We start from the raw sequence: 15751 nt of genomic DNA on the forward strand, positions 1-15751 counted from the left end.
CTTTATTATCTGCTACCAAAATATAACAATTTACTGATATTCAATATAGTAAAAAGTCAAGTTGGGATAATATTTTGGTTTGGATAACTATTGTTATCCGAAATTTCGGATAAGATCAGGGTATCGCCCTGCATCTCGGTGCGTGCGTAGGGTTTCAGGCCATAGTCTTTCCAGAACGGTATCGGACGGTCGACCAGCCGATTCCAGCCTGCTTTCTCCAACGAGATTTCGGTAGCTTTCTCCCATTTCTTATCGTCATAGTCGGGCGACTGGAAAGGAATGTCTTTGGCTGCATCGAACCCGATGTTCGATTCTGGCAGACGATAATTGGGCTGTTCGCCTTGCGGCACATAATAGGCCGGATGCATCCTCACCCGCCATTTTGCATCGGGTTCCACCTGCTTTCCGTCGCAGGAAAGAGAGAAGCTGATGCCTGCTGTAGGAGAATTGCGGTGGCTGAAACCGTCTTTTCCAAAATACCACACCAGCACAGCCACGGTATTCTTTCCGGCTTTCAGGGCGGGAAGTGAGGTAATGACATCACAGTAAGTATCCGAAGGATTCGGGCCACGTTTCAATCCTCCTTCCGACACTTGCAGTTCACCGTTCACCCAAAGCCAATACTTTGTATCGGCAACCAGACGCAGTTCCAGTGAACGGGGCTGCTCGTCCAATGTTACCGTATTACGAAAACACCACCATGTGCCGGGAGCGGCCGGCTCTTTTCCTTTCATGGTCCACACTTGTGCCTGTACATGTATCGACAGGCAACAGACTACCATACATAACCACTTTTTCATGCTATTTGATTTTTTACTCTACAAAAATAACAGACCTGAAAAGAAAACCATGACAAAAACAATGGTTTTTCTTCCAAAACAAAGGAAAACACTATGCACAAACAGCCCGCTCCTCTTCTCAGAGAAACGGGCTGCATATCATAGAAATAGTCTGGAATCAGTCGTCGATATCAATTACGCGCATCTGGCTGTCGAAAGTAATTTCCCAACGGTTGGAGAGTTTTACTTCATATTCATTGCGCTTGCGTTCAATCTGGATGATGGAAGCATCCGGATAATTGGTTTTCACATACGTACGGATGGCAGCAGGGATAATCTGTGAAGGAATGGCCGACTTGCATTTCACTTCTGTCCACTCACCCGATTTGTCAAATTCCACTTTTTCACCATTGGTGAAAATTACATCGTACGATTTGCTGAACAAATCACTGTCTTGTTTGGCCAATGCCACTTTTTTACCTTTAAAGTAAGTAGTGATGAACGTCTGGGCCTTGGTAGGCAACTGTCCCACCTGGATGGGCTTTTCGTTATCGGCCATTGCCACGGTTGATACAGTGAACACACACACGAGCAGGAAAACTAACTTTTTCATAATGTCTATTTTTTAGGATGAATACTTTAATGATTTATTGTACTGCAAAGATGAGAGGCAATTCTGAAAAGATTCTGAAGAATTACCTTTTTTCGACAAAAAATCAAGAAAGAATGGTGAAAATATGCATTCCGTCCTCAAAACGATAGGAAAGACGGAGCCGATACGCCTTGCAAATGGAATCGACCAACGCCAGACCAAGTCCTGTGGAACCTTCTTTCTTCCCTTCCTTATAGAAGCGTTCAAAGATACGGTCTTTGTCCAGGGGAGCTTCTCCGGTATTGCGGATTTCAAAAGAAGAGGCGGTGAAGGTAAGCGTAATGGTACCTCCTTCCTCAGTATGCACAAACGCATTTTTCAACAGATTGGTCAGCAAGACCGTGGCCAACGACTCGCTCATTTCCAAACGAAAACAGTCTTCTACATGTACATTTACCAGCACACGGCGGTATGCATATACTTCCTTATAATCGTCCAGATAGTGCAGCAGCAGTTCGTTCAGACATATCGGCTTCACATCCGTAAACTGACGGTTCTCAATCTTGCACAAAAGCAGCAACGACTTGTTCAGACGGGTCAGGTTCTCCAATGTGCGGTGGGTTTTCATCAGCTCCGAAAGCTGCTTCTCGGTCAGGGTGTCATCCTCCATCAGCATCTCCAGGCGGTTGCGACAGATGGCCAGCGGAGTCTGCATCTCATGGGAGGCATTCCCGATAAAGAGTTTTTGCTGCTCATAAAGCTGCTCACTGCGTTCGGAGAACAGATTGGCCGCTTCATTCAGCTTCCGGAATTCCACAATCCGCAACGATTCATCGAGCGGTTCCCGTTTGCTTCCCAGCCGATAGTTCTCCAGCCATTTCAACAAAGTGTACAGCGGACGCATATTGCGATAGAACACCCAAGCATTAACGGCCAGAATCATCAGCAGCAAAAGAACATACAGAAAGACAATCCATCCCAGAATGGCCCGCTGAAGGTCGTACTTCTCGATGGTTGGCGTGTAAACCACCAGCTCCATATAATCCCCGTCATCCTTTTGGAAAATGGTCATCAGAATGCGGGCAGGCTCAGTCTCGCCTTTTGCCGTAATGTACACCATTTCATCCCGATAGGAGATTTTTGGATACGAGGCCGCATATTCTGCACTTACGTCATAGAGAAAATACTGGTTGTTCGAACCGTTACTCGTATCCGGCATCTCTTCACCCGACAATGAACGGATTATCAATGATTCCGCATAGTCACTCAGGGAATCGTCTACCTCGTCGTTCACTTCCTCCATGACAGCCAGATAGAACAGAACAGCCCAACACGTCAGGATGACCACCAGAATGGCGGACATGCGCCACATGACCAGATGAAACAGTTTCATTCTTCTACCAGTTTATAACCTATACCATATACGGCTTTCAACTCTACCGTAGCTCCCGCATCTTTCAAATGCTTGCGCAGATTCTTGATCTGGGCATAAATAAAATCAAAATTATCCACCTGATCGATGTGGTCTCCCCACACCGACTCGGCCAACGTGGTCTTGTTCACCAACCGTCCGGGACGCAACATAAAATAAAGCAGAATACCGTATTCCTTACGGTTCAAATCGATTTCCGTCCCCCCCACAATGACTTTAAAATGGTCGGGAATAATTTCCACATTGCCATAGGTCACCTTCCTCTCGCCTTCACGCTGGTTACGACGGAAGAGACTTTTCAAACGGGCATGCAGTTCGGCCAGGTGATAAGGCTTCGGCAAATAATCGTCCGCACCGAGGTCGAGTCCTTTCACCTTGTCTTCCAACGAATCCTTGGCCGAGAGAATAATCACGTTGGTGCGCTTGCCCAAGGCCTGCAGCTCTTCCAGCAAATCAAGTCCGCAACCATCGGGTAACATGATGTCCAGCAAGATGCAGTCGTAGTCATAATCCTCCACCTTGCGCAAAGCAGTTTTATAATCGGGTGCCTGCGATACCACATAACGTTCCTTTTCCAACGACCGAGTGGTGATTTCACGAAGATCCGCATCGTCCTCTACAATCAATATTTTCATGGCATAGCATTTTTAAAACAAGAAAAGCCATTCCAGACCTTTTGAGGTATCCGGAATGGCTTATAATTATCTGAATAAACAGTTATTATTCATTGAACCAACGTACATAGCAGAAATCCTGACGATGAGGCAGTGCGTCGTTCTTCGGGAACATACGGTAAGCTACCTTAAAGCTACCCGCGTTCGACAAACCAGCTATCATTTCAAAAGTGAACAGATTGCCTTCGCGTTTCACCATCTTCATCGGATTGACTGCATAGATGTATTCGCGTCCTTCCGCATTGGTGTAAGTTACTACCTGTTCTACGCCGATGGCATCGTCCAGACCCTTTTCATCAATCACGCAAGTAAGCTTATAGTCTTTACCGCTTTCTACGTTACCGTTGCACAAATCCTGACATTTGTTGAATGAAACCACCTGGATTTCGTCCCACTTGGCAGCCACTTCTTCCTTCCATGCAGCGATTTTCTTCACTTCTTCATAGTTGTTGGCTTCCAATGCATGATAACGAGTAGCTTCCTTGGTATAGAACTTCGTAAAGTAGTCATCCAGCTGACGTTTCATGGTATAATGAGGAGCCACCTGAGCGATAGAATTCTTGATAGTTCTTACCCAGCCTTCAGAATATCCTTTCTTATTTCTAGCATAATACAACGGCAGAATTTCTGTTTCCAGGATACTGTAGATAGTAGCGGCATCCAGCTGGTCTTGGTATTCCTGGTTCTGGTAAGTACGCTTCTCGGTCAATGCCCATCCGGCACCTTCACGATAGCCTTCCAGCCACCATCCATCCAATACAGAGAAGTTAACCACACCGTTCATCAAGGCTTTTTCACCCGATGTACCGGAAGCTTCCAACGGACGGGTCGGGGTATTCATCCAGATATCTACACCAGAAACCAAACGACGAGCCAACTTCATATCATAGTTTTCCAAGAAGATAATCTTACCCAAGAATTCCGGACGGTTGGAGATTTCTACAATCTTCTTAATCAATCCCTGACCGGCACCATCGTGCGGGTGAGCCTTACCGGCAAACAGGAACTGAACCGGATAATCCGGATTGTTGACAATCTTAGACAAGCGGTCCAGGTCAGTGAACAGCAAGTGTGCACGTTTGTAAGTAGCAAAACGACGGGCAAAACCAATCAACAAAGCATTCGGATTAATCTTATCCATCAAAGAAACCACACGCGACGGGTCACGCTGGTTCTTCAACCATGTGTCACGGAACTGGTCGCGAATATAATTGATCAATTTGTTCTTCAAAGCCACACGAGTCTTCCAAATTTCTTCATCGGGCACATTGTAAATGCGTTCCCAAATCTTCGGGTTAGACTGGTCGTTCATGAAGTTCTTATCAAAATATTTATTGTACAAAGCCTTCCATTCAGAAGCACACCAAGTGGGGAAATGTACGCCGTTAGTCACATATCCTACGTGATTTTCTTCCGGGAAATAACCTTTCCAAATACCTGAGAACATTTCCTGAGAAACTTTTCCATGCAACCAGCTCACACCGTTCACTTCCTGACAAGTGTTGCAAGCGAAAGTAGACATACAGAAGCGTTCATTCGGGTCACCCGGATTGATACGACCCAAATCCATCAAATCCTGCCAACTGATGCCCATCCGCTGCGGATAACCACCCATGTATTTACCGAACAAACCTTCATCAAAGTAATCGTGTCCAGCCGGAACCGGAGTATGTACAGTGTAAAGAGAAGAAGCACGAACCACTTCCAATGCTTCATCGAATGTCATGCCGCTTTCTACGAAATCACACAGACGTTGTACGTTGCACAAAGCAGCATGTCCTTCGTTACAGTGGTATACGTCTTTCTTGATACCCAACTTCTTCAACAGCAGCACACCGCCGATACCCAACAAAATTTCCTGTTTCAGACGGTTTTCCCAGTCACCACCATACAGCTGGTGAGTGATAGAACGGTCGAACTCACTGTTCATTTCATTATCTGTATCCAGCAAATACAAAGGTACACGACCTACATTGACTCTCCATACGTATGCATGTACGTAATAGTTCAAATACGGTACGTCCAATACCATCGGCTGGTCGTTTTCATCTTTCACACGTTCCAACGGCAGGCTGCCGAAGTTCTGTGCCTCGTAGTTGGCAATCTGCTGTCCATCCATTGAAAGGCTCTGTGTGAAATAGCCGTAACGATACAAGAAACCTATACCACACATGTCTACATTGCTGTCTGAAGCCTCTTTCAAGTAATCACCAGCCAAGATACCCAGACCACCAGAATAGATTTTCAGCACGTGAGTCAAACCATACTCCATGCAAAAGTAAGCAACAGACGGACGAGTCTTATCCGGTTTTGCAGACATATATTCGGTGAATCTATCATAGATTGCATTGATTTTACCCAGCATTTCCTTATCTACAGACAATGCTTCCAGCTTTTCATAATTCAAACGTTCCAACAAGGCAACCGGATTCTGTCCCACAGCGCGCCACAATTCCGGATCCAGTTCTTTGAACATTTCAGTAGCATCGTCATTCCATGCCCACCAAATGTTACGAGCCATCACTTCCAGCATCTTCAATGATTCCGGAATACGGGATTTCACGTTAATCTCTCTCCACATAGGAGTATTAGCATAGTTTGTCTTGATTTTCATATCACTAATGTTTTATATAGTTCATTTTTTATAAGAAGTGCAACGTTCTTTTGCTTTACGTAGCGCAATATCATACGCTTCATAATAATAACGGATAAAATGTTTCCATAAAGCTTTTTCTGCTATATCGGATGCATTTTCACGAATTACTTCCACTTCAGATTCCGGCAGGTTGGAAAATTCCGTAATGGTATCCCGAATTACATCAGCCACCTCCGAATAGTTGTAATCAGTACGATGAATTACTTTTACGCCATCCTGCAAAGTTCCCGGACGACCTTTCAAGGAATTTACCCACAAACCAAATCCAGCCAAATCTGTAGTGATAGCAGGTACCTTGAATGCCACACTCTCCAGCGGGGTATATCCCCAAGGTTCATAATAAGAAGGATAGACACTCATATCTGCTCCAATTACCAAATCATAATATCCTTCGTTCAGGATGCCATCCTGCCCGTTCAAATAACAAGGGACAAAAATGACTTTCACCTTTGAATCCGCTGCATTGGACATGTTCAGGTACTTCAGCATATCCAACACTTGGTCGTGACTCATATTGTGTAACCAATGCGTAATAAAAGGACATTCCAACGGAGTATCATAATCTTTGTCACTTTCCAAGCGCTGTTTCAAATCTTCACGAGCTTCACCTACCCAACCCGGCACATTGACAAAAGCCAACACTTCACGCGTCAGGTTCTTTTCACGTGTCAAACGGTTCAAGGCTTCCAAATACACATTGATTCCTTTATTCTTAAACTCATAGCGTCCGCTGGTTGCTACAATCAGTGTGTCATCATCCAAATGGGTACCCAGCAGCTTATTGGCTAAGTTCAAAAGTAAAGCTCTTGCATATTTCCGTTTCTTCCCGAACATTTCACCTTTCGGAACGAAATCGTCATCAAACCCATTCATCAACACCACATCCGCTTCTTTCTCCAACAACTCCTTACATTCATTGTTCGTAATGTCGCTGACTGTAGTGAAACAATCCACGAAATGCGCAGTCTGCTTCTCAATGGAATGCTTAGACTCCACATTCAGTTCACGGGCCATCTGGTCACCGTTATAAGCGAATAAGTAATCATAGAGAGGTTTATTGTTCCCGGCAATGGAACGTCCGATGGTAGTTGCGTGTGTAGTAAAGATTGTGGCTATTTCCGGTACATGTTTCTGTAGATAGAGTGCTCCCAGCCCTGTCATCCATTCATGAGCCTGGTAAATCACCTTATCGGTCATTGTCAGATTATACCTATAGAAACTTTCAGCGACTTTTCCGGCTGCGTATGAAAACATGGAAGCTTCATCATAATCCCCATAAGCATGCAGGGAATCTACATGGAAGTCAAGCCACGCTTGTGTATAGATATCATTTTTATCCTTATAAAAAGGAGTAAAATCCACTAGAATTGCAATGGGATTTCCTGGGACATTCCATCGTCCCACACGGATATTCAACCCATCTTTCTTAGTTGCATGTTCCCTCCACGCCTGAAGAAGTTTTGGTTCTTCTACAAATAGAGGATTTTCTTTACCCAACCAGACATCTGGCCCTATAAAAAAGATTCGATCTGGGAAAGTATTCTGCAAGGTTTTTGCTCTTGTAGACAATACAGTGTAGATGCCACCCACTTTATTACATACTTCCCAACTAGATTCGAAAATATAATCAGGTGTTAGTAGCTGTTTCATCATCGTCTTTAATATCTTCTAAATCAACCGCGAAGATACAAAAAATATTGAAACGGAAGAAAAAAACGAAAGTTTTTATAGTTTCGGCATGGATTCTGTCTATAATCTTTAGCAAAAAGAAATAGAATACACTGATTATCAACAACCTAACAAATTTGTAAATGTAACAGAAATCACAAAAAAATTTCCCCGTGAGACAGTCTGGCTGCACCACGGGGAAATGTAATGATTAACTAATTTTTAGGCTAAGGCAGAACCCATCAAGAAGGTAGCAGCCAAAGCTACAATGGCATACAATTCAGGGAATACAGCCAAAATCAAAGTGTTACCAAACACGTTGTGTCCCTGACCGATGGCTGCGATACCGTTGGCACAAACCTGTCCCTGACGGATAGCAGAAAACAAGGCTACCAGTCCCAAGCCGATACCTGAACCCAATACGGCACAAGCCTGAATGGCTGTGATTTCCGGGGTCAATACTCCAAAAATACTTTGGAACATAAAGTAACCGGCAAAACCGTACAGACCCTGTGTACCTGGAAGTGCAGTCAATACCAGGAAGTTACCAAAAGCACTGTCATTCTTTTTCAGCGCACCAATGGATGCATTACCTGCAATGGTTACACCATACGCACTACCGATACCTGACAAACCAACCATAATCGCGATGCCAATGTAGGCAATCAAAAGATTCATTTCCATAATAATTATTCGTTTTTTTAGTTTTTAATTACTTTGTTATATTAATTCTTGAAAGGTTTATATTCCTTTCCTCCTCCTTCGTACCCAGCATTCTTGAAGAATTCCACGAAGGTCAGACGCATCGGATGCACCATGGCACCCAACACATTCATAAAGATATTGATGGCATGGCCGATGACAAATATCAGTACCATGACGATAGGACCGGCAATCACATTGTCCGGGCTCATTCCGACAGCCAGACTGTTGAATACACTGGCCAGAATGCCACCGGAAAGGCCCAAGGCAAACAGACGGACGTACGACAAGACATCACCCAGCAAGCCGGTAGCCATGTTGTAGCTGTCCCACAACCCTAAACCGATATTGACAAACACATTCTTATCCGGACTATTGTACAGATAAGCCATCAGTACGCCAATACCCAAAAAGACCAGATGCAGGGTACCTCCCATTGCCATTACACCCGGAGCCGCAAAAGCAACCGCCGTGCTGACCAGAATCAAAATCCAACCAATGGTAGAGATGGCATATTTCACACCAAACTGAATAGTCTGATTGACAGCTTTCAGAATCATACCGAAAATAATCTGTACTCCTCCCAGAATCAGTGAAAGATTGAACATTTGCTGGTTGTCCAGCGAAATGGATTCCTTCAAAGTCTGGAAAAGCGGCAGTTGGATATCATACAGGTTAAAGCCGAAACAGGTACCCGTCAGCAAACCGCACACCATGGTCGAAGCGCCCAAAATCTGCACCAAAGTCAGAATCGGCTTCATGGATGCACTCAGTTTCTTAGCAAACAAGCGATACAATGTGACGGCCAGCAACATAAACAAGCCATATCCGGAATCTCCCAGGCAGAGACCGAAGAACAGCATAAAGAACGGAGCAAAGAACGGCGTCAAGTCCAGTTCGTTGTACTTCGGCAACATATACAGCCGCATAATCGGCTCAAACAACCGGAAGAAGCCTTTATTCTCCAAAAGGATAGGTACATCATCCCCCGGTACAGGAGCCGCTGTCTCATAATAGACTTCCTGCGAACGAAGATACTCGGTCATTTCCGCTACACGTTCCGTGGGAATCCATCCCTCCAGCAACATCAGCTTATTGTCGGCCAATGCATCGGTACTCAATACTACCTTCGAGAACTCAATCTGCGAATGTACCCGATGCTGGGCAGCCTGCAAATCCGGAATTACAGTTCCGGCCAGTTCCTTCAATTTATTTTGAAGGGTTTCCTGCTGCGCCTTCAAATCGGTCACGGTTTGTTGTAAGACGGAAAGCGAATTTTCCGGTAACTTGGCTGTTTCCACTTCCAGTTCCGGCACAGCATCACCTTTCGTAATCGTTACAAAATAGAGTTTCGAACCAACCCGGTTAATGACCGTAGCATGATACAAGTCCGTCCATTCCGGCTTGAACTGCTTTTCCGAACAGATATAAAAACCTATCTGATAACCGGCTGCCTGTAAGCGGGAAATATTTTGAGGGTCAAAATCGCCCCATGGTTCCAATGCGGTCGCCTCTTTTTCTACCGCCTGAAGGCGATGGGCAAGTTGCTGCGACTGATGAAGCAATTCTTCCGTTTGCTGCAAGGCTTGTTCTCCGCTATCCGCGTCCCCTTCACGGGCTTCAGCAGAAGGCACTCCCATTCCCTGCAACAATTTGATGGCAGAAGCATACCGGGCCGACAAGCGGATACTCTCCTGCAAGGAAGCATTCTCAGCCCCTCCCTGTGCCTTTGTCACCACATGTACGACTCCCAGGTCACGGATACTTTTCAAAAAACAATCATACTCTTTATGGTACACCAAAAAAGTAACCTTTGTCATTTTTGCAATCATACTTCCGCCTCCTTTCTTTTCTCCTGAATAGACTTCAAAATCTTCTGAGAGGATTTTGACAAGTTCTCCTCATCTTCCATAAAGCGTTTGATTTTCCGCAGCGCATCCTGATAACCCGGTATCTGCACCTTTTCAAACAAGTTCACTTTCTGAGTGGTCTTCTTTCGTGCATGTTCCAACAAATCGAGTTTAGCAAGCGTAAACTCTCTTTCGATAGCTGTTTCGGCAAGTTTCTTCAACAGATGAATACCGTCGGCATACCACTTCGGGCTACAGAATAAGCTAAATGGCCGGATATCAAACTCCACCTCATCCAGCAACGGAACACGGACGCCTGCAATCTTCCGCACACCCAGATGCACATCTTTTACCCTTACCAATGAGGCATCAAACTCATTCCAAAGGGCATGCATGTGCTCGTATGAGGAGATTTGCGCTTCCAGTCGTTCCTCCAGCCCGGCAGCTTCTTCCTTGCAGCGTTTCACTTCCATGCGCAAGGCACTCTCCTTATTCTTAATGATAGGGAGCGTACGCACACGGACCTTCAGCTGCTTTTCAAGCTGTTGCAAAGAGGTCTTGTTATACTGAAATTTTATTGCCATTTTAAAGTCTTATATTTTTATTTCTTCCAATACTGATCTACGAATTCTTTCTTGATGTTCACCTCTTCCGGCTTGAAATATTTCCGGAACAATCCCCAGGTCACATCCAACATTTCGGTCGTGTTCAGGTTCACATCGATAGCCAGCAACTGGTTGGCATAATCCTTGGCAAAAGCCAACGCACGTTCATCGTAATTGGTCAGGTCGAAACCGTTTTCCATCTTGGTCTTGGCATTGGCTGCATCGGCATACAGACGTACGGCGGCATTCATCACCTGCGGATGATCTTTACGGGTCTTCTTACCGCTTACCAGCTGTTTCAAACGTGACAATGAACGGAACGGATCGACAATTACCTTACCGATATCGCTGTCACGACGCAAAAAGAGCTGACCTTCTGTGATGTAACCTGTATTATCCGGCACTGCATGCGTAATATCTCCTCCCGAAAGGGTGGTCACCGCAATAATCGTGATAGACCCTCCACTCGGGAACTGTACAGCTTTCTCGTAAATCTTCGCCAAGTCGGAATAGAGTGAACCCGGCATAGAATCCTTCGACGGAATCTGGTCCATACGGTTGGACACGATAGCCAACGCATCGGCATACGAAGTCATATCCGTCAGCAATACCAGTACCTTTTCATTGTGCTCCACCGCAAAATATTCGGCAGCAGTCAATGCCATATCCGGAATCAGCAGACGTTCTACCGGCGGATTCTCCGTGGTATTCACAAAACTGATGATACGGTCGAGGGCACCTGCGTTCGAGAATACATTCTTAAAATAAAGGTAGTCGTCGTTTGTCATACCCATACCACCCAAAATAATCTTATCGGTCTGCGCACGCAAGGCCACATTGGCCATTACCTGATTGAAAGGCTGGTCCGGGTCGGCAAAGAACGGAATCTTCTGTCCGGACACCAGCGTATTGTTGAGGTCGATACCGGCAATACCCGTTGCTATCAGCTCTGAAGGCTGCTTACGACGGACCGGATTCACCGACGGACCACCGATTTCCACTTCCGTACCTTCCACCTCCGGTCCTCCGTCAATCGGTTCACCGAAAGCATTGAAGAAACGTCCGGCCAGCTGCTCGCTCACTTTCAATGTAGGAGACTTGCCTAAGAAAACAACCTCTGCATTAGTCGGAATACCTTCCGTACCTTCAAAAACCTGCAGGGTCACCTCATCTCCGGCAATCTTCACCACCTGCGCCAGCTTGCCGTTCACCATAGCCAGTTCATCGTAACCTACTCCCGTCGCTTTCAGCGAACAAGTAGCCTTGGTTATCTGGCTAATCTTTGTATATATTTTTTGAAAAGCTTTTGTCGCCATTTTCTACCCATTTATTGATTTCACTTATTTTACTTTTCGTTCAGCCACCAGTTCCTGCAGCTGTTTCCGGAACTCCGTGTACTGCGGAGAGCGGAACGGTGAATAGTTCATCTGCTTGCAGATATTAATCATCTTCTTGAAGTAGTCCATTACTTCCACAAAATTGTCGAAGCTGAAATCCGTATGACAAATATCAATCACCATATTCACGATTTCTTCCTGACGTTCCATCGGAGTCACTGCATCCACCTCGTCAAACGCATCCTGCTGCAAAATCACAAAGTCAATCAGTTCTGATTTCCAGAAAATCACGTGATATTCCACCGGCACACCGTCATCACCCAAGATGTTAATCTGCTCGGCGATTTCCTTACCACGCAACAGACGCGTCTTCAGTTCTGTCACCTTGCCAATCCATTCTCCATTGATATGCTCTGTGATATAGGACTCAAATTCAGGATATTCCAGATACTTTGAATAAGAATCAATCGGGTTTACGGCCGGATAACGCTTACGGTCTGCACGTTCCTGCTCCAAAGCGTAAAAACAGCGGGCTACCTTCTTCGTATTTTCCGTCACCGGTTCCTTCAAGTTACCTCCGGCCGGTGATACCGTACCGATAAAAGTAATAGAACCCGTCTGTCCATTGTTCAGGTGTACAAATCCCGCACGACCGTAGAAGTTGGAGATAATGGCAGAAAGGTCCATCGGGAACGCATCCGGTCCGGGAAGTTCCTCCATACGGTTGGACATCTCACGCAAAGCTTGTGCCCAACGAGAAGTAGAGTCGGCCATCAACAAGACCTTCAGTCCCATGGCACGATAAAATTCAGCCATCGTCATAGCCGTATACACAGATGCTTCACGGGCAGCTACCGGCATATTGGAAGTATTGGCCACGATAATTGTACGCTCCATCAGCTTCCGTCCTGTATGCGGGTCTACCAGCTCCGGGAACTCTGTAAAGATTTCCACTACCTCATTGGCACGTTCACCACAAGCTGCAATAATCACGATATCCGCCTCGGCCTGTTTGGAAATCGCGTGCTGAAGCACCGTCTTTCCTGTACCAAACGGTCCCGGAATAAATCCCGTACCTCCTTCCACAATCGGGTTCATCGTATCAATGACACGCACACCTGTTTCCAGCAGTTTATAAGGACGCGGCTTCTCTTTATAATTGGTCATCGCCTTCTTCACCGGCCATTTCTGGATCATATTTACCGGAATCTCGTTGCCTTCCGCATCCATCAAGACTGCGACTGTATCTTCTATCGTATATTCACCTTCCGCTACAATGGATTTCACCTTATAAGTGCCCTGAAGCTGGAAAGGTACCATAATCTTCAATGGCTGATGGTTTTCTTCCACTTCACCCAACCAGGCAGAAGGCCCCACTTCATCACCGGCATTCACGATCGGTTTGAATAACCATTTCTTTTCCTTGTCCAGCGGATAAGTGTACTGGCCACGTTTCAAGAATACCCCCTCCATTTTGTCAAGGTCATTCTGCAAGCCATCATAGTTTTTTGAAAGCATGCCCGGTCCCAATGTCACTTCCAGCATGTGGCCCGTAAATTCGGCTTCCGCACCCACTTTCAGTCCACGTGTACTTTCAAAAACCTGTACATACACATTTTTGCCCACCACTTTGATGACTTCAGCCATCAGGCGGTCGCCTCCGGTCGAAATGTAACAGATTTCGTTCTGTGCCACCGGACCGTCGACTGTCAATGTAACCATATTGGCGATTACGCCTATCACAGTTCCTTTTGTTGCCATTCTATTTTATTTTTACTATTTTCTAAACTCTTCCGGAATCTGTACTTCTTCCTTCAAATGCTGAATCATCTGACGGAACAGTTCGCTTCCCTTTTCTTTATCCAGTGAAATCCAGCGTTCAATCATCTCCAGCTGTAACAAAAAGACAAACAGACGCTCTATTGTAAAATAATTGAAGAACGACTCATCCTCCAACCATTTCCAAGCCAGCAAATCTGTTTTCTTTTCCCGTTCCACCAGTTCATCCATTTCTGCAATACGTTGCAAGTCTTCCATATACTCCAACTGCTCCCCCAAGCCGAAATCACGCGCATTCGACGTTCTCAACAGTTCACAGACCTCGGTATCTCCCACTATCCGTGGAGCTACTTCCAATTTATATTTACGTGAGATAAAAGCAGAAAGGATATTGTTCACATTCAGACTGAACTCAAACCAACGACTCACAAAGCGATTACTACATTTCATGGCATACGCATAATAAGCAGCCGCAAGTGCTTCCTCAGCAACGAAATGTTCTTCACCTGCACTCTGAAGATACAATGCTACGAAATCATACAAATAAGAAGGGAATTTTTTCTCACGAGCATCTCCCTGACGAACTGCTTCCACTAAAAGCAACAAATCTTTAGCCGAATAATTGCCTCTTTTGTCAATTTCAGCCTCCTTATTTCTTAATAATTTCAGTAGATTTACGTTATCAAACTTCAGGTAAAACAAATCAATCAATTTTTTGTCTTTATCAGACAGAGAAGGATAAAGTTCAGATTTAAAGTTTTCAACGGTATAGCTTAGTTTGCCATCATCTAAAGACAAAGTAGGCAAACCAGCTACCAAATAATAATAGTTGCTCATGCCATTGGATTAAAACAACATTTTAACTAACTGAGGACGAAGGAATTCTTTAAAATAGTTTTCAAACTCTTCCTCTCCGAAATTCACCTTATAAGAGCCGTCTGCAGGCGAAATGGAAAACAACATCTTCATTCCATTCACCTGGTTAATCGTAACTCCCTTATCCAGCAATGCCTTCGCCTTTACAGTGAAATATTTTTTCAAACTGTCCGCATCTTTCACTGAAATTTCAATCGGTTCATTGGCGGACCATTTTTCAGCTAATGTCAGAATAAATTTATAAAGGAATTCTTTATCTGCGGTAAAGCCCTTCACTGCCTCTTCCACAGTCTGGTTAGTCAGCAGATTAGCGACTTCGGTCTTCAATGCGTTCACCGCCTGACCTGCAAAAAGTTTTAACTCCGATTTCGTGTTTTCAGTCAGTTCATCAGCCTTTTTTTTCGCATCAGCCAATATTGATTCGGCCTGTTTCTTCGCATCTTCAATCAACTTCTCCGCCTGAGCCTGAGCTTCACTTACCAAGCGTTGAGCTTCCTCATTTCCTTTCTCTACCCCTTCACGATAGATTTTATCGGTTAGCTCTTGAATCTTGTTTTCCATGATGATTTATATTTATAAAAGTTTACTGCTAATATAGGATTTTTTTCACAGTCCAAATATAGCAACTTTTTTATTCAAAGCAATTATATTCATCATGAATATTTGACTGAAATATCTCTAAAAAAGACCAATATAGAATCGGCTCAACGTAAAAATCTGAGGAGTAAACCGTATAAAATCGTATCTTTGCAAACAACGAATCATCAGCAGCTATGGAAACAAACGGTTATCGCCTCCTTC

Annotated in this window: 13 protein-coding genes; all 13 read right to left on the bottom strand. The window is 44.8% G+C overall.

Features of this window, described 5'->3' with window-relative positions:
- Positions 1-56: 56 nt before the first annotated feature.
- Positions 57-800 (bottom strand): hypothetical protein, encoded by a 744-nt coding sequence (locus OCV81_RS16300; RefSeq protein ID WP_262640469.1) that lies wholly within the window; start codon positions 798-800, stop codon positions 57-59.
- A 157-nt stretch (positions 801-957) separates the two neighbouring features.
- Positions 958-1392, bottom strand: coding sequence for a PepSY-like domain-containing protein (locus tag OCV81_RS16305; protein ID WP_072542923.1), 435 nt, complete (start codon positions 1390-1392; stop codon positions 958-960).
- A gap of 103 nt (positions 1393-1495) precedes the next feature.
- Positions 1496-2764: a sensor histidine kinase gene (locus OCV81_RS16310; protein WP_148330947.1), complete on the bottom strand. Its 1269-nt coding sequence runs from the start codon at positions 2762-2764 to the stop codon at positions 1496-1498.
- Positions 2761-3438 (bottom strand): response regulator transcription factor, encoded by a 678-nt coding sequence (locus tag OCV81_RS16315; RefSeq protein ID WP_148330948.1) that lies wholly within the window; start codon positions 3436-3438, stop codon positions 2761-2763. The genes OCV81_RS16310 and OCV81_RS16315 overlap by 4 nt, the downstream gene beginning before the upstream one ends.
- An 85-nt stretch (positions 3439-3523) precedes the next feature.
- Positions 3524-6091, bottom strand: a complete 2568-nt coding sequence (gene glgP / locus OCV81_RS16320; RefSeq protein WP_148330949.1) for an alpha-glucan family phosphorylase — start codon at positions 6089-6091, stop codon at positions 3524-3526.
- 21 nt (positions 6092-6112) lie between these two features.
- Positions 6113-7786 (bottom strand): glycosyltransferase, encoded by a 1674-nt coding sequence (locus OCV81_RS16325; protein WP_148330950.1) that lies wholly within the window; start codon positions 7784-7786, stop codon positions 6113-6115.
- Positions 7787-8023: 237 nt separating this feature from the next.
- Positions 8024-8485: a hypothetical protein gene (locus OCV81_RS16330; protein ID WP_022353285.1), complete on the bottom strand. Its 462-nt coding sequence runs from the start codon at positions 8483-8485 to the stop codon at positions 8024-8026.
- Positions 8486-8526: 41 nt separating this feature from the next.
- Complete coding sequence (locus OCV81_RS16335) at positions 8527-10335, bottom strand: V-type ATP synthase subunit I (RefSeq protein ID WP_148330951.1); 1809 nt, start codon at positions 10333-10335, stop codon at positions 8527-8529.
- Entirely contained in the window at positions 10332-10937 is a 606-nt protein-coding gene (locus OCV81_RS16340; protein WP_072542928.1) for a V-type ATP synthase subunit D, read from the bottom strand. The genes OCV81_RS16335 and OCV81_RS16340 overlap by 4 nt, the downstream gene beginning before the upstream one ends.
- A 17-nt stretch (positions 10938-10954) precedes the next feature.
- Positions 10955-12274: a V-type ATP synthase subunit B gene (locus OCV81_RS16345; protein WP_148330952.1), complete on the bottom strand. Its 1320-nt coding sequence runs from the start codon at positions 12272-12274 to the stop codon at positions 10955-10957.
- 24 nt (positions 12275-12298) lie between these two features.
- Positions 12299-14056: a V-type ATP synthase subunit A gene (locus tag OCV81_RS16350; RefSeq protein ID WP_148330953.1), complete on the bottom strand. Its 1758-nt coding sequence runs from the start codon at positions 14054-14056 to the stop codon at positions 12299-12301.
- Positions 14057-14071: 15 nt separating this feature from the next.
- Positions 14072-14911, bottom strand: a complete 840-nt coding sequence (locus OCV81_RS16355; protein ID WP_148330954.1) for a DUF2764 family protein — start codon at positions 14909-14911, stop codon at positions 14072-14074.
- 9 nt (positions 14912-14920) lie between these two features.
- Entirely contained in the window at positions 14921-15511 is a 591-nt protein-coding gene (locus OCV81_RS16360; RefSeq protein ID WP_022353279.1) for a hypothetical protein, read from the bottom strand.
- Positions 15512-15751: the final 240 nt, after the last annotated feature.

This window comes from Phocaeicola fibrisolvens, assembly GCF_025567125.1.
Lineage (GTDB): Bacteria > Bacteroidota > Bacteroidia > Bacteroidales > Bacteroidaceae > Phocaeicola > Phocaeicola fibrisolvens.

Excerpts from the sequence above, each read along its gene's own strand:
- OCV81_RS16300 (WP_262640469.1), bottom strand. The coding sequence starts at position 800 with ATGAAAAAGTGGTTATGTATGGTAGTCTGTTGCCTGTCGATACATGTA.
- OCV81_RS16305 (WP_072542923.1), bottom strand. The coding sequence starts at position 1,392 with ATGAAAAAGTTAGTTTTCCTGCTCGTGTGTGTGTTCACTGTATCAACC.
- OCV81_RS16310 (WP_148330947.1), bottom strand. The coding sequence starts at position 2,764 with ATGAAACTGTTTCATCTGGTCATGTGGCGCATGTCCGCCATTCTGGTG.
- OCV81_RS16315 (WP_148330948.1), bottom strand. The coding sequence starts at position 3,438 with ATGAAAATATTGATTGTAGAGGACGATGCGGATCTTCGTGAAATCACC.
- glgP (WP_148330949.1), bottom strand. The coding sequence starts at position 6,091 with ATGAAAATCAAGACAAACTATGCTAATACTCCTATGTGGAGAGAGATT.
- OCV81_RS16325 (WP_148330950.1), bottom strand. The coding sequence starts at position 7,786 with ATGATGAAACAGCTACTAACACCTGATTATATTTTCGAATCTAGTTGG.
- OCV81_RS16330 (WP_022353285.1), bottom strand. The coding sequence starts at position 8,485 with ATGGAAATGAATCTTTTGATTGCCTACATTGGCATCGCGATTATGGTT.
- OCV81_RS16335 (WP_148330951.1), bottom strand. The coding sequence starts at position 10,335 with ATGATTGCAAAAATGACAAAGGTTACTTTTTTGGTGTACCATAAAGAG.
- OCV81_RS16340 (WP_072542928.1), bottom strand. The coding sequence starts at position 10,937 with ATGGCAATAAAATTTCAGTATAACAAGACCTCTTTGCAACAGCTTGAA.
- OCV81_RS16345 (WP_148330952.1), bottom strand. The coding sequence starts at position 12,274 with ATGGCGACAAAAGCTTTTCAAAAAATATATACAAAGATTAGCCAGATA.
- OCV81_RS16350 (WP_148330953.1), bottom strand. The coding sequence starts at position 14,056 with ATGGCAACAAAAGGAACTGTGATAGGCGTAATCGCCAATATGGTTACA.
- OCV81_RS16355 (WP_148330954.1), bottom strand. The coding sequence starts at position 14,911 with ATGAGCAACTATTATTATTTGGTAGCTGGTTTGCCTACTTTGTCTTTA.
- OCV81_RS16360 (WP_022353279.1), bottom strand. The coding sequence starts at position 15,511 with ATGGAAAACAAGATTCAAGAGCTAACCGATAAAATCTATCGTGAAGGG.